The organism is Vibrio sp. V01_P9A10T6, assembly GCF_963877065.1.
Lineage (GTDB): Bacteria > Pseudomonadota > Gammaproteobacteria > Enterobacterales > Vibrionaceae > Vibrio > Vibrio anguillarum.
The window spans coordinates 1-14,707 of sequence record NZ_CAWNTB010000141.1 but is presented as its reverse complement, the minus strand read 5'-3'; the positions used below and the strand labels follow the sequence as shown (position 1 = coordinate 14,707).

Genomic DNA, 14,707 nt, shown 5'->3' with positions numbered 1-14,707 from the left:
TAACTGATTGATTTTAATGGTTTATTTTTATTTTATCTGTTTTTGTTTGTTTTTTTATGTTTAGCTCATTTGTGCCTGATAATTTTTTAACGTTTTTAACGTCAGTTTATTTACCGAAAACAACGTGATGGATTTATGCAATCTTTGATTTCACGCAATAAAATAGAGGGTTAGCGCGTGTATTATTTGCCTGTTAATAAAAATATTTCTCATTACCACTACCATTGAGAGCAAGATAGATGAAATTATCTCAATTAAATGAAGGGGATAGCGCGAGCATTGTCGCGTTCAATCAACTTCCAAATGACATTCGTAAAAAATTGATGGTGATGGGCTTGCTGCCTCTAACTACTGTTACGTTAATCAGAAGAGCTCCTATGGGAGATCCACTTCAACTTGAAGTGAGAGGCGTCTCTTTAGCGGTACGTGAAAATATAGCCGCTTGTATTGAAGTGGAGAGAGCGTAGTGCGATATCAAATTCTAACCGTTGGTAACCCTAATAGTGGCAAAACAACGTTATTTAATGGACTGACAGGTTCTAAGCAGCAAGTCGGTAACTGGGCTGGTGTTACAGTTGAGAAAAAAACGGGTCGCTACACTCATTCTGGAGATGAATTCATACTAACGGATTTGCCGGGCATCTACGCACTTGACAGCGGGAATGACAGTAACAGCATTGACGAATCCATTGCCTCTAGAGCGGTTCTTACACATCCTGCTGATTTAATCATTAACGTTGTGGACGTGACGTGTTTGGAGCGCAGTCTCTATATGACGCTTCAATTGAGAGAGCTCGGGCGTCCAATGATTGTGGTTTTGAATAAAATGGACGCTTTAAAAAGAGAGCGTCAAAGCCTAGACATTCAACAACTTGAGAAAGTTCTAGGTTGCCCCGTTTTTATGCTTTCGGCTACCAGTAAAGAGCAGGTGAGTCGATTCAAAGAAAAGCTGCATAAAGTACTGCTGCAAGGCGTAGCTCTTAAAGAACTGCTATTGGATTACGGTAGTGCATTTGAACAATCGATCGGAAAATTAGCCACTATTTTTCAACATAAGCAAGTGGCACCTCGCGCATTGGCTATTCGTGCTTTAGAAAATGATCTTTTGGTGATTAATGGATTACCAGAAGTGCAGCGTGAGCTTATCCAGAAAGAGCAATTGCAAAGTGGTTTGGATATTGATCTGCATGTCGCTGATACCAAATACACATTTTTGCATGAACAGTGCCAGCAGATCCGCAAAACCGAAGGGAAACTAAGCCACAGTTTTACACAAAAAGCAGATAAGCTGATTTTAAATAAATGGGTGGGTGTACCGTTTTTCTTTGTGGTTATGTACTTAATGTTTATGTTCTCGATCAATATTGGGAGCGCTTTCATTGATTTCTTCGACATTGGCGTCGGGGCGTTATTGGTTGATGGCGGGCACTACTTACTGGATGATCATTTGCCTATTTGGCTAGTGACATTATTAGCAGATGGCCTTGGCGGAGGTATTCAAACCGTCGCCACATTTATCCCAGTTATCGCTTGTTTGTACTTATTTTTAGCTGTACTCGAAAGTTCTGGCTATATGTCTCGCGCAGCTTTTGTTTTAGATAAAGTGATGCAGAAGATAGGCCTACCGGGTAAAGCGTTTGTTCCGCTTGTTTTAGGATTTGGTTGTAACGTTCCCGCGATTATGGCGACCCGAACTCTAGATCAAGAACGTGAACGTAAATTAGCGGCATCGATGGCACCCTTTATGTCATGTGGTGCACGTTTGCCCGTGTATGCGCTATTTGCTGCGGCGTTTTTCCCTGAAAGCGGTCAAAATGTAGTTTTTGCTCTTTATTTGTTGGGCATTTTAGCCGCAGTGTTCACTGGTTTGGTTTTGAAGCATACGCTCTATCCGGGTTCAAGCGACAGCCTAGTGATGGAGATGCCAGATTACGAGATCCCAACGGTACAAAACGTCATGATCAAAACATGGCAGAAATTAAAACGTTTTGTTCTCGGTGCAGGGAAAACGATTGTCATCGTTGTTATGATCTTAAGCTTCCTCAATTCAGTTGGTACTGATGGCAGCTTTGGTAATGAAGATAGTGACAACTCCGTGTTATCAAAAGTGGCTCAAGTGGTTACGCCGGTATTTGCTCCTATTGGTATCAATCAAGATAACTGGCCAGCGACAGTGGGTATCATCACGGGTATTTTTGCAAAAGAAGCGGTAGTCGGAACATTAAACAATTTATATACCTCTGCTGAAGGTGATGAAAGTGAATATGACCTAATGGCGAGCCTACAAGAAGCGGTTATGTCTATTCCAGAAAACCTAACGGGATTAAGCTTCTCTGATCCGCTCGGTATCGAAGTCGGAGACTTGACAGACAGTAGCGCAGTGGCTGAAGAGCAAGCCGTAGATGCCTCAATCTTTGGTAATTTGAAACAGCACTTTGTCACTGGTCATGCCGCATTTGCCTACCTTATCTTCATTTTGCTTTACACGCCTTGTGTTGCAGCCATGGGGGCTTATGTTCGTGAGTTTGGTGCGAATTACGCTCGTTTTATCGCAGTATGGACGATGGGGCTTGCGTATGGTGGCGCCGCGCTTTATTACCAAGCGACTAGGATCACCGAAACCCCTGTCGAAAGTTTAACGTGGATTATTGCCATTGCTATGGCGAGTTTGTTGACCTTTAAAATGCTTAAGCGAAAAGGACTCCAGCAGAAAACGGTGCTTGAGGTACAAGTGGCATGATATTAAATGAGCTAAAGCGCTACATTGAAGAGAATGGGATCGTTAGCCGCTCGGCGATTGCGAAAAAGTTTTCGCTCAGTGAGGACGGCGTTGACGCTATGTTAGCCGTGTGGATAAGAAAAGGTGTGTTGTCGCGCACTATCGATACCAACAAGGCTCACCACGTGACAAGAGTGCGTTATGGGCTTAACCGAAACAATGGGCTGTCTTTGACTGTCGTACTTTAGTCATAATTGATGCTAGGCATTCTGTCTGATAAACGAAAGCCGCTGATGTCAGCGGCTTTCAAACTTTTACCCAATCTATCTTTTACCTAATATATGGTGTGAGAGACGACGTTTATCCTTTTCTAAAAATAGAACTCAGTGATAGAACATTTTGGATTCTGGTTAAGATCGCTTGCTGTTCTTGTTCGGCTCTCACTATCCCTTGAGTATTGCCCCAGATAGGCCCAGGCCATGCTATGTCATTTTTAAATCGAGCGACATGGTGAATATGGAGCTGAGGAACCATGTTACCCAGCGCACCTAAATTGAGTTTATCTGGACAAAACGTGGCTTCAAGAGCTTGGCTAACGGCTTGAGATTCGCATAAAAATTGTTGCTGTTCCTGCATTGGTAGATGATGCAGCTCTTTCAAATTGGCACGTTTAGGCACCAGAATAATCCAAGGCACGGCATTATCTTTATGGAGTAAGGCTAAGCAAAGAGGAAATTCACCAATGACGGAAGTGTCTTTGGCCAGTTGCGGGTGGAGTTCAAAATTCATGTCAATCTCACTTGCACGGATGTTATCACCGATAAAAGAAAAGGCTGACCATGGTCAACCCTTTCATTCACTCATAGTTGTCGTTACATACGTTCTAATGTATTAATACCGAGTAGCGACAGACCTTGCTTGATGGTTTTTGCTGTCAACGCAGCCAGTTTTAGGCGGCTTTGTTTCACACTTTCATCTTCAGCGACTAAGATAGGGCATGCTTCATAGAAGCTAGAGAATTGGCCAGCTAATTCAAATAGGTAGCTACACATAATGTGAGGTTGGCCTTCGCGGGCAACGGCTTGTACCGCTTCTTCAAACTGCAGAAGTTTCGCAATCAAAGCTTTTTCTTTCTCTTGTGTGACTTTAATTTCACCCGTCAGGTTATCCATCGATACGCCTGCTTTAGCAAAAATTGACGCAACACGTGTGTAGGCATACTGCATGTAAGGTGCAGTGTTACCTTCAAATGCCAACATGTTGTCCCAGTCAAACACATAATCGGTAGTACGGTGCTTAGAAAGATCAGCGTATTTCACTGCGGCCATCGCGACAGTATTGGCAATGTTCGCTTTTTCTGCGGCGTCTAAATCAGGGTTTTTGGATTCAATTAATTTAGCGGCACGCTCTTGCGCTTCATCGAGAAGATCGGCCAGACGAACAGTACCGCCAGCACGAGTTTTGAACGGGCGACCATCTTTACCTAGCATCATACCAAAGGCGTGGTGTTCAAGAGTCACTTCTTCAGGTACATAGCCCGCTTTGCGGACAATCGTCCATGCTTGCATTAGGTGCTGATGTTGACGTGAGTCGATAAAGTACAGCACACGGTCCGCACCTAAGGTTTCATAACGGTATTTTGCACACGCGATATCGGTTGTGGTGTATAAGAAGCCGCCATCACGTTTTTGGATGATAACGCCCATCGGCTCGCCATCTTTATTTTTGTATTCTTCAAGAAAAACGACTTGTGCGCCATCATCTTCTTGCGCCAAACCTTTTTCTTTTAAATCGGCTACGATGCCGGGCAACATGTCGTTGTACATGCTTTCGCCCATCACATCATCGCGCGTGAGCGAAACATTCAAACGATCATAGTTACGCTGGTTTTGGATCATGGTGATGTCCACCAATTTTTTCCACATTTGAGCGCAGAATTCGTCACCGCTTTGTAGTTTGACCACATAATTTCGTGCTTTAGCGGCAAACACTTCATCTTCGTCGTAGAGTTTTTTTGACTCACGATAGAAAGCTTCAAGATCGGAAAGTTCCATTGAAACTTCGTTACCAGATTCTTGTTGCACACGTTCAAGGTTGGCTATCAACATACCAAATTGCGTGCCCCAGTCACCGATGTGGTTGGCGCGGATCACTTTATGGCCTAAAAATTCCAAGGTACGTACAACGGCGTCACCAATGATGGTTGAGCGTAAGTGGCCTACATGCATCTCTTTGGCAACGTTAGGCGCTGAGTAGTCTGCGACGATCGTCTTCTGCGCTTCTTTGGTTACACCAAGGTGCTCATCTGCTAGGGCGATATCCGCTTGTTTAGCAAGAAACGCTTCACTGAGGAAAATGTTGATAAAACCTGGGCCTGCAATTTCCGTTTTGCTCGCAATGCCATCGAGGTCCAGAACATCCAATACTTTTTGAGCAAATTCTCGCGGGTTGGTACCCAGTTGCTTAGCTACGCCCATAATGCCATTGGCTTGATAGTCACCAAATTGCGCTTTAGCCGATTGGCGAACAGCAGCAGGACTGCCAGCTGGTGCGCCTGCGGCTTCAAGAGCCTGAGATACTTTGTCATTAATCAGTGCTTGGATATTCACACGCGTTTCCTTTAATTCTTGGAATTGCAAAGGTATGCATTTTATTCACCATTTAGTGCCAATACATATCTTAATTTTGTTCATCATTTGGCGCACATAATACCAATTTTATTGAGGCGCTTATAGGGACTAAATTAGGAAATTTTCTACTTTTCGAAGAGTTGTTGGTACTATTAGACGATAATCATCATTTTGGACCATTTAAATGCTTGAACCATTGAAGAATGCAGCGCTTCATCCTGAACAGCTTAAGCAGGATTTAGATAAATTTATGCATAAAATTCAAGAATTAACCAAAATTTTGCATATTGATTTATCCACAAATCAAGCTGACCACATTGCACTGCGCATTAATGATCGTAAATTAGCGTCATTAGCACATGCGGCATGGCTGGGGGAAGGACGAGAAATATCGAGTGCTCAGATAAATGGCCGTCCTATCATTGTGATTGAATTTTCGGTGCCGCTATCGGCTTATGGTTGGTCAATAGAATGTTTGGAATTGCCTTACCCTGCCGAGGGAAAAATTTACCCAGAGCAGAGCTGGGAGCATGTGGAATTTGTGGTGCCATCTGAGGCACAAACCGCGCAAGCCTATTTGCAGGATATACTGTCGGTTTACCCACAATTAAAAGAATGCTGGACAACATTAGACACTCAAGGTGTTCAAGTTAAATTGTCCAGTCCAAAAGGGGAAGGAGAGCGATTACATAACCCGACGGTTGCATTTAAGTGGCAAGGCGTGTGCATTAAACTGCATCCCCACTCTTTAAAAAAGATCGTAAAATCAGAGCAAAGATAAATTGCTCTGATGGCGATGAAGTACGGTTATCCTAAGTTATAGCTTTTAGGCCGAAGCTGGAACGCTTCAATTGAGCCAATTTCTTGCCCTAAACTGAGTTTCTGAACCGTTTGATGTGCGTTTCCTTGGCTGTGCATGATCAGTCGATTGGCGGTCCTTGGTTTTAGCTCATTGACCACAAAGCGGATCATATCACTGCGACTGAGTGATTTCAGTTCACTCAAAACCTGCTCTCTTTGATCAAAGCCGGCATCTTTATTGCCGATAGCAACCCAAAGTCTTTGCGCACGGCTGCGAAGGGTGGGGTCGGGCGTTGAAATTTGATTCCATAAACCGCGCTTACTGCTGTGCCACTGGTATTCGTTGAGCTCCAGCAACACCATGTAAAAAGCATTTAAAAATTCATCTACAGCGCTAATCAGCTCATAAGGGGCAGCATTCGGTGACTGGACGTAGAGTACGATGCCTGGGTGACGGTTTAATGGCATGTTGCCCGTTCCGACCATATAACCAAGTTGCTGCTTAGTACGAATTTCATGAAAAAATGTAGCGGACATCAAGTGATTAGCTAATGAATATAAGGCGATGCTGCGCGGTGCGGCATCATTGCACTGATAATAGACCACCACAGCAGAATCTTCTTGATCGCAGTGAACCTCTTTTTGAAAAGTCCCACTCTCTCCGAGCATGACGAGTGGTCTTAATGATTCCTCGTACTGTTGATCTTTGACTCGTAATGCATTTTTAAGCGTATCTGCCATCGCTTGTGCATCACTTCTTAACCAGTCGCCATAGACAAACATCTCAACATGAAGTTGCGCTAATATTTGTTCAACGAAATCACTGAGCTCATCGACTTCTATCTGTTTTAAGGCACCAAGTAGCGTTTCATAAGGAGGGTTGTTGGGTTGTAAAATACCCGTCATTGCATTGAAAAGCTGCGAAATTGGACGATCTTTAGTGGTATTTTGCCAGTTACGAAGCAGTTGTTGCTTGATGGTGTTAAAGCGTTTTAGGCTAAAATCACGTTTAGCAAAGCGTGCGAGAATCATCTCCATTAACTGTGGTTGTTTTTCGCTAAAACCAGAAAGCATCAGGGTGACGCCGCCTTGATGAGCGTACATGTTGTAACTCATCCCAGCAATTTCTGCTTGATAAGTTTCCGTGGCCAGCGAGTCTAAAAACATTTCCACACAGAGACGTGTTTTAACAATATTTCGAGCAGTGGCTACCGAGATGGGGCTATCAATCGCGATGTAAATTACCCCTTTAGGCACTCTAAATTCATGGTCTTGTAGATGCCATAAACGAAAGCCTGGTAACTCTTCAATGATTTCCGGGTTTAAAGACGTTGAAGGCTCTAATGGTTTTGGGTCTAAGTCGTAACAGATAAAAGGATTGAGTGGCGGTAAGTTTGTTTCAATGTCGCAAGGGGTTGCGAATGCTGCAAGTTGTGACGCCGATAATGGAGTAATTGAATAAGGTGTAAAATACCATTTCGCTTTCTTATCGTAATACCCATCTTTAGCAATTAACGTGGCGCGTAGGTTTTCAGGAGTCAAATAATGAAGTGCTTGCTTAAGTAGCGATTCGTTGTAGCCCGCCATCATATAATCGCCATAGATAGTGTCTTGCGGCTGATAGTGCTGCATATTGACCACTAAATGGCTGACCATGTCTAATGGCCTTGTCGTTTCTTGAAAGCGAAAAGCCGATTCAAGCACCGCTCTTTTCTCAAGGTAACGCCATTCGTTCAGCCCCTGCTCTGCGATTAATTTAATCTGAGTAAAGAGTGACTGGATGATGTTATCGACCTGTTTTACGCCTTCATGTGTCAGGCTAAAACTTATCGAAAACTCACGATAATTGCTGCCACTCGCGCCGCCTCCAGCCGATAAGGACGTGATCCAACCTTTCTCTTTTAATGCCAGCATTAAACTGCCTTCACCTTCGTAACCGATGAGATGGGCGAAATAAGAGAGAGGTTTGACATGATAAAAGTCATCCGCGCTTGGGGCAGGGAAGCTTAAAATCAGTTTGCGGATCTCTTTTCGTGGCTCGATTTGAATCAAGACGCCTCGGTGCGCGTCTAAAACAAAAGGCACCTCTATTTTTTTCGGACCGAGCTGTTTATTTGGGATGGAGGAAAATTCATCTCTTGCCCACTGCTCTAACTCATCAAGTGTCTGTGGGCCTGCTAGCGAGAGCGTCATCAAATCAGCCGAGTAATTTTCATGGTGAAAACGGACAATTTCTTCACGGATAGAGACACCATTTCTATCACACAGCGTTTCTAAATTACCCACTGAAAATTTAGCAAACGGGTGTTGCGGATTGATGGTTTCTTTTTGAACCTGATAGAGCCTTCTCGAATCATCATTCTGTTTGAGTTTAAATTCAGAATCCACCGCTTGGCGTTCTTTATCTAGGGCTTCTTCATTAAACAAGGGGGCACAAAAGAATTGGCTGAATCGGTCCAAGGCTTTTTCAAAATGATTTGGGCTTACATCAAAGAAAAAACAGGTGTGCTCTGTACCAGTCCATGCGTTATTGCTGCCACCATGTTGATTAATAAAACTTTGAAACTCACCAATTTTCGGGTACTTTTCTGTGCCTAAAAACAGCATGTGTTCCAGGTAGTGGGCAAGACCTTCTCTGTCTTCAGGGTCATCAAAATGCCCCACATTAATCGCTAAAGCAGCGGCTGACTTTTGTGCATCATCCGCTTGAATAAGTAATGTTCTCAGACCATTAGTTAACGTAATGTAGCGGTATTGGTTGGTGTCGTTAGGGCTTAAATGCACAGTGACTCTCCACAGAAAAGGCTTTTTTAATTATGGCGTTGAAACGGTTAGGTGCAAATTTCAAGCAATGATTTTATGAGCGAAGTGCCATTTTAGTCCTTCAGGAGACTTTTTAATAGACTGTTAACAGTGTCGAAGTCTTTGCTTGGTTGCCTGATATAATCGAGAATAAAGCCGCCTAGACGGCATAGATAATAACCACTAGGAATGAGTAATGAAGATTTTTATTATGCGTCACGGAGAAGCTGAACATTATGCAGCGAGTGATGCACAAAGGGCCTTAACCGAAAGAGGTCTTCGTGAGTCTGTTGCTGTGGCTCGTGCTTGTGAAAAGCAAGATCTTCGCCATGTAGATAAAGTATTGGTAAGCCCTTACTTACGGGCGCAGCAAACTTGGGCTGCGATAGCCTCTTATTTTAATGCCGATGATGTTGTGACCTGTGATGACATCACACCTTATGGGAAAGCGGAAGTGGTATTTGAGTATGTCTCTGCCTTGGCCGATGTAGAACAAATCGAATCAGTGCTGCTGGTGTCTCATTTACCGTTAGTTGGCTATCTCGCGGCTGAATTCGTTACCGATTTAGTCCCTCCAATGTTCCCCACATCCGGTCTGATTGGTATCGAATATGATAGAGAGTTGCGTAAAGGACAGCAGATCTGGAGTATTAATCCTTAAACCACCATTCAAAGTAAAAGAAGTTCACGTAATTTGAATAACTAGGCTACGTTAAGTGAAGGGTTATTGCCTTTACTAATGTAGCCATTATTTTGACTGTTTTACTGGACTAAAAATTGCATCGCCGAGTTAACGCATTGTCGCATTTATAGATATTTATCAACAGATTGCTTGCTAACCTATGAAATTTACTCTCCCATTTGCAGATAAATTGCCATCAATACCGCAGCGAAGTATGCCAGCAATCGGTGCGCCGGTTATGGTATTGGCCACGTTGGCTATGGTCGTTTTACCGATCCCAGCCTTCCTATTGGATCTGTTTTTCACTTTTAACATTGCCTTATCGATGGTGGTGTTACTCGTCACTGTCTATACCCGTAGACCGCTTGATTTTGCTGCTTTTCCTACGGTTTTGCTTATTGCAACCTTACTTCGACTAGCCTTGAACGTCGCTTCAACCCGTGTGGTTTTATTGTATGGTCATGAAGGCCCTGGGGCGGCTGGTAACGTCATTGAAGCGTTTGGTAGTGTGGTGATCGGTGGTAACTACGCCGTTGGTTTAGTGGTGTTTTTGATCTTGATGATCATCAACTTCATGGTAGTAACCAAAGGTGCGGGACGTATTTCTGAGGTGAGTGCTCGCTTTACCCTAGATGCCTTGCCGGGTAAGCAAATGGCCATAGATGCGGACTTAAATGCGGGTTTAATCGATCAAGACCAAGCGCGGCTACGACGTTTCGAAGTAACCAAAGAAGCGGATTTCTACGGTTCAATGGACGGTGCGTCAAAATTTGTTAAAGGGGATGCGATTGCTGGGATCTTAATTTTGTTCATCAACATTATTGGCGGCTTATCGATTGGTATGGCGCAATATGGGTTGGGTTTTAAAGAAGCGATCCAAATCTACACACTGCTGACCATTGGTGACGGCTTAGTGGCTCAGATCCCCTCATTGCTGCTTTCGATTGGCGCTGCCATGATGGTTACCCGTCAAAATACCGATGAAGATATGGGAGAGCAAGTCGTCTTCCAACTGTTTGACAACCCTAAAGCATTGATGATTACCGCTTGTATTCTCGGCATCATGGGCATTGTACCGGGTATGCCTCACTTTGCTTTCTTATTGCTAGCCGCATTAGCGGGTGGTTGCGCGTATTGGATGATACGCAAACAGAAAAAAACCGCCGATGAAAAGAAACTGCCTGCAAAAGTGGACAACGAAGCACCCACTCAAAAAGAGCTCTCTTGGGATGATGTTCAACCCGTTGATGTGATTGGCTTAGAAGTGGGCTATCGATTGATACCGCTGGTGGACCGAGATCAAGGTGGAGAGCTGCTCGAACGCGTAAAAGGTGTTCGGAAAAAACTGTCGCAAGACTTTGGTTTTCTCATCCCCGCAGTGCATATTCGTGACAATTTAGAATTAACACCCAATAGTTATCGCATTACCTTAATGGGGGTAGCTGTTGGCGAAGCGGAGATCCGCCCAGATCAAGAACTGGCGATTAACCCTGGTCAAGTCTATGGTGTTATTGACGGTGAACGCACACTCGACCCTGCATTCGGCCTTGAAGCGGTTTGGATCCGTGAAGAACAACGTGAACACGCACAAGCTCTCGGTTACACAGTTGTGGACTCATCGACCGTACTCGCCACTCATTTGAGTCAGCTTCTCACTAATAACGCCTCGCAACTGATTGGTCATGAAGAGGTTCAAAACTTAATTGAAATGCTGGGTCGCTCAGCGCCAAGGCTAGTTGAAAACTTCGTTCCAGATCAACTGCCGTTGGGTACAGTCGTTAAGGTACTGCAAAACCTACTCAATGAAGCGATTCCAATCCGAGATATTCGAACCATAATACAAACCTTGGCGGAGTATTCTGGGCGGAGTCAAGAACCTGACATCCTAACGGCGGCCGTTCGAATCTCATTGAAGCGTTTAATCGTCCAAGAAATCAATGGTATAGAACCTGAACTACCAGTGATAACACTGATTCCTGAGCTGGAACAAATATTGCATCAAACCATGCAGGCGTCAGGAGGAGAATCGGCAGGTATTGAGCCAGGCTTAGCAGAGCGTTTACAAGCTGCACTGAGCCATGCAACGCAAGAACAAGAATTGAAAGGTGAGCCCGCCGTGTTACTCACGTCTGGTGTGCTTCGTTCAACTTTGGCGAAGTTTGTGAAAAACACGATACCTAATTTGCGTGTGCTCTCTTATCAAGAAATACCTGACGAGAAACAAATTCGGATTGTTCAAGCCGTTGGGAACTAACGAAACTGTTGTTACCTAATCGGGCTTTAGCCATTTAACACGGATATCTGCTTTGAAAATAAAACGATTTTTTGCCAAAGATATGCGAACAGCGCTGCTGCAAGTGAAAGAAGAGCTTGGTGCGGAAGCGGTGATCATGTCGAATAAAAAAGTCGCGGGTGGTGTGGAAATCGTTGCCGCTGTGGATGGTGAACAGCCCACCCAGCAAAACAGTGCCAAGCGCTATAATTCGCAGCCTAGACAACAAGGTTACACCCAAGTCACCCCGTCTTTGAACAAATCCTCTCGTGAGTTGGATGATGATCGAGTCAGCCTGCAAAACAGCGCAGACACTGGGCGTTCAATGACCAAACGTTTTGCAAATATGTTAAAGCAGTACAGCGCACCAAGTGGCTCAGATTCGGACTATCACGCCGAAAATGAAGATTCGCTCTCTGCATTATTGCAACGTCAATCAGGTTCATCTAACACCAACTCAGGACACGGTAGTGCAGAGTTACGAGCCGATTCGCCATTAGCGAAGTTAATTGCAGAGGATAGAAGAGCGTCCACCCGTCAAACGCCGAAGTTAGATCCGTCACGTTATGATCGTTACCCAACGCAAGAGGCGAGTGTTTCGAACCCAGAGCTGGAAAACATGCGTGAAGAGATGACCTCAATACGCCGCCTGTTAGAACATCAAGTGTCAGGATTAATGTGGCAAGAAGTTGAGCGTCGAGAACCTTTGCGTGCCATGCTCATTAAAAGACTTGAGCGCATGGGGGTTTCACAAGAACTGGCTGACCAGCTTGCGTGCTATATCCCAGAAGATACTGCTCCAACTAAAGCTTGGAAGGCACTGCTTGGCTTAGTGGCTGATCAAGTCCCTGTTTCCAAACAAGATATTCTGAAACGTGGTGGTGTGGTTGCGCTATTAGGCCCAACAGGGGTTGGTAAAACCACCACCATTGCTAAACTAGCCGCTCGCGCCGCTATGGAGTATGGCGCTGATAACGTCGCTCTAGTCACCACAGATACCTACCGTATTGGTGCTCATGAACAGCTCTCTATTTATGGCCGAATCATGGGTTGTCCAGTAAGAGTTGCTAAAGATTCCAGTGAGTTAGCCGATGTAATATATCAGCTAAGAAATCGGCGTTTAATTTTAGTTGATACCGCGGGGATGGGGCAGCGTGATGTTCGGTTATCAGAGCAGCTCGATACCCTGATGCAAGAGAGTGGCGAAATCATCCACAGTTACCTTGTTCTGCCTGCAACGGCACAAAGAAAAGTATTACAAGAAACAATCGAGCACTTTAGAAGGATCCCTCTTTCAGGGTGCATTATGACTAAGCTTGATGAATCATTGAGCTTAGGGGAATTTGTGAGTGTCGTGGTTCAAAACGCACTGCCCGTTGCTTACATCGCGAATGGCCAGCGTGTACCAGAAGATATTGTGATTGCCCAGCCGAAGTACATGGTTGCAAAGGCAAACGAATTGCTAGAGAAGTCGACAGAGAATGAACCTCACTATTGGAGCAGCGACTCCGAGAGATTCTAGGCGGCGGACAAATATGGCGAATAATATGATATATGACCAAGCGAGCGGTTTACGCCGCTTAACTCAACCGTCACTGACCAAAGTCATATCTGTGACTGGTGGTAAAGGTGGTGTGGGTAAATCTCACGTGACACTCGGCATGGCGATCTGCATGGCTCGTCAAGGCAAAAAAGTCATGGTGTTGGATGCAGACTTAGGTTTAGCTAACGTGGATGTGATGCTTGGCATACGCCCGAAGCGAAACTTAGGGCATGTACTGGCTGGCGAGTGTGAACTCAAAGATGCCATCGTCGAGGGGCCTTTTGGGATACGAATAATTCCAGCGACCTCGGGCACACAGTCGATGACAGAGTTGTCACACGCCCAACATGTTGGTTTAATACGCGCCTTTGGCAGTTTAGAAGATGAGATGGATATTCTGCTCATCGATACAGCCGCAGGTATTTCTGATATGGTCGTGAGCTTCTGTCGCGCCGCACAAGATGTAGTGATCGTGGTATGTGACGAACCGACATCCATCACCGACGCTTACGCGCTGATCAAGCTCTTAAGTCGTGAACACCAAGTGCAACGTTTTAAAATTGTGGCCAATATGGTCAGAAGTTATCGTGAAGGACGGGAATTATTTGCTAAATTAACTTTAGTGACAGAAAGATTCCTAAATGTGAGCCTTGAACTTGTTGCTTGCATACCTTTGGATGATAAAGTGCGACAAGCAGTAAAAAAACAAAAAATAGTGGTCGATGCGTTTCCACGGTCACCTGCGGCACTGGCAATCAGCTCGTTGGCAAGTAAAGCGTTAACGTGGCCAATTCCAAGAACGCCGACAGGCCATCTGGAATTTTTTGTCGAGCGTTTGCTAAATAGAACAGAAAGTGTAGGGGAACCATTCGGTGAATAAAGCGCTTACTTATGACCAACACGGAAACCTAAAGAGCCAACAAGCATTTTTAGAAAAATACTCTGTATTGGTTAAGCGTATTGCACACCATTTAGCAGGTCGCCTGCCACCAAACGTATTGGTCGAAGATCTAATACAAGCCGGTATGATAGGCCTACTTGAAGCACAAAAAAATTATGATGGGAGTAAAGGTGCAAGCTTTGAAACCTACGCAGGAATTCGAATTCGTGGAGCTATGCTCGACGATATTCGGCGTGGTGATTGGGTTCCACGCTCGGTTCATAAACACAACCGAGAGATAACCCATGCAATTTCAGTTCTAGAAGGTGAGCTAAACCGAAACCCAACTGATACAGAAGTTGCGAAGTATTTAGGCAT

The 14,707-nt window shown here is 44.6% G+C and carries 12 protein-coding genes; 9 read left to right on the top strand and 3 right to left on the bottom strand.

Annotated features, from left to right (window positions below; all coding sequences use genetic code 11):
- Positions 1 to 239 precede the first annotated feature (239 nt).
- From AACQ21_RS07730 to AACQ21_RS07720, 3 genes are read left to right on the top strand one after another with little or no spacing between them, the layout of a single operon-like run.
- Positions 240 to 467 carry a FeoA family protein gene (locus AACQ21_RS07730; protein WP_013856356.1) on the top strand — a complete coding sequence of 76 codons (228 nt, stop codon included), beginning with the start codon at positions 240 to 242 and terminating at the stop codon, positions 465 to 467.
- Positions 467 to 2,740, top strand: coding sequence for a Fe(2+) transporter permease subunit FeoB (gene feoB / locus AACQ21_RS07725; RefSeq protein WP_105976703.1), 2,274 nt, complete (start codon positions 467 to 469; stop codon positions 2,738 to 2,740). Before AACQ21_RS07730 ends, feoB begins: the two co-directional genes overlap by 1 nt.
- On the top strand, positions 2,737 to 2,967 hold the full coding sequence (locus tag AACQ21_RS07720) for a FeoC-like transcriptional regulator (RefSeq protein WP_010318896.1): 231 nt from the start codon (positions 2,737 to 2,739) through the stop codon (positions 2,965 to 2,967). The genes feoB and AACQ21_RS07720 overlap by 4 nt, the downstream gene beginning before the upstream one ends.
- Positions 2,968 to 3,079: 112 nt before the next feature.
- Here AACQ21_RS07720 and AACQ21_RS07715 read toward each other — a convergent pair whose 3' ends face one another.
- Together AACQ21_RS07715 and argS are read right to left on the bottom strand one after the other, a co-directional pair.
- Entirely contained in the window at positions 3,080 to 3,508 is a 429-nt protein-coding gene (locus AACQ21_RS07715; protein ID WP_013856359.1) for an HIT family protein, read from the bottom strand.
- Positions 3,509 to 3,591: 83 nt separating this feature from the next.
- Positions 3,592 to 5,328, bottom strand: a complete 1,737-nt coding sequence (gene argS, locus AACQ21_RS07710) for an arginine--tRNA ligase (protein WP_105976702.1) — start codon at positions 5,326 to 5,328, stop codon at positions 3,592 to 3,594.
- A gap of 205 nt (positions 5,329 to 5,533) precedes the next feature.
- Between argS and AACQ21_RS07705 the strand changes: the two genes are divergently transcribed.
- Positions 5,534 to 6,130 (top strand): VOC family protein, encoded by a 597-nt coding sequence (locus AACQ21_RS07705; RefSeq protein ID WP_105976701.1) that lies wholly within the window; start codon positions 5,534 to 5,536, stop codon positions 6,128 to 6,130.
- A 26-nt stretch (positions 6,131 to 6,156) separates the two neighbouring features.
- Here AACQ21_RS07705 and AACQ21_RS07700 read toward each other — a convergent pair whose 3' ends face one another.
- Complete coding sequence (locus AACQ21_RS07700) at positions 6,157 to 8,934, bottom strand: insulinase family protein (protein WP_105976700.1); 2,778 nt, start codon at positions 8,932 to 8,934, stop codon at positions 6,157 to 6,159.
- A gap of 214 nt (positions 8,935 to 9,148) precedes the next feature.
- Between AACQ21_RS07700 and sixA the strand changes: the two genes are divergently transcribed.
- From sixA to AACQ21_RS07675, 5 genes are all read left to right on the top strand, one after another.
- Positions 9,149 to 9,613 (top strand): phosphohistidine phosphatase SixA, encoded by a 465-nt coding sequence (gene sixA / locus AACQ21_RS07695; protein WP_017042529.1) that lies wholly within the window; start codon positions 9,149 to 9,151, stop codon positions 9,611 to 9,613.
- Positions 9,614 to 9,794: 181 nt separating this feature from the next.
- Complete coding sequence (gene flhA, locus AACQ21_RS07690; RefSeq protein WP_013856364.1) at positions 9,795 to 11,888, top strand: flagellar biosynthesis protein FlhA; 2,094 nt, start codon at positions 9,795 to 9,797, stop codon at positions 11,886 to 11,888.
- 52 nt (positions 11,889 to 11,940) lie between these two features.
- Positions 11,941 to 13,428, top strand: coding sequence for a flagellar biosynthesis protein FlhF (gene flhF / locus AACQ21_RS07685; protein ID WP_088732741.1), 1,488 nt, complete (start codon positions 11,941 to 11,943; stop codon positions 13,426 to 13,428).
- Positions 13,429 to 13,441: 13 nt separating this feature from the next.
- A complete protein-coding gene (locus tag AACQ21_RS07680; RefSeq protein WP_010318888.1) occupies positions 13,442 to 14,329 on the top strand; it encodes a MinD/ParA family protein in 888 nt (295 codons plus the stop codon).
- Positions 14,322 to 14,707, top strand: a 386-nt coding sequence (locus tag AACQ21_RS07675; protein WP_146127526.1) for a sigma-70 family RNA polymerase sigma factor, incomplete at its 3' end; no start/stop codon positions are given. The genes AACQ21_RS07680 and AACQ21_RS07675, both read left to right, overlap by 8 nt.

What these genes read in the sequence shown, in the direction of transcription:
- sixA (WP_017042529.1), top strand. Translation starts at nt 9,149, where the DNA reads ATGAAGATTTTTATTATGCGTCACGGAGAAGCTGAACATTATGCAGCG.
- AACQ21_RS07680 (WP_010318888.1), top strand. Translation starts at nt 13,442, where the DNA reads ATGGCGAATAATATGATATATGACCAAGCGAGCGGTTTACGCCGCTTA.
- AACQ21_RS07715 (WP_013856359.1), bottom strand. Translation starts at nt 3,508, where the DNA reads ATGAATTTTGAACTCCACCCGCAACTGGCCAAAGACACTTCCGTCATT.
- AACQ21_RS07730 (WP_013856356.1), top strand. Translation starts at nt 240, where the DNA reads ATGAAATTATCTCAATTAAATGAAGGGGATAGCGCGAGCATTGTCGCG.
- AACQ21_RS07720 (WP_010318896.1), top strand. Translation starts at nt 2,737, where the DNA reads ATGATATTAAATGAGCTAAAGCGCTACATTGAAGAGAATGGGATCGTT.
- AACQ21_RS07705 (WP_105976701.1), top strand. Translation starts at nt 5,534, where the DNA reads ATGCTTGAACCATTGAAGAATGCAGCGCTTCATCCTGAACAGCTTAAG.
- flhA (WP_013856364.1), top strand. Translation starts at nt 9,795, where the DNA reads ATGAAATTTACTCTCCCATTTGCAGATAAATTGCCATCAATACCGCAG.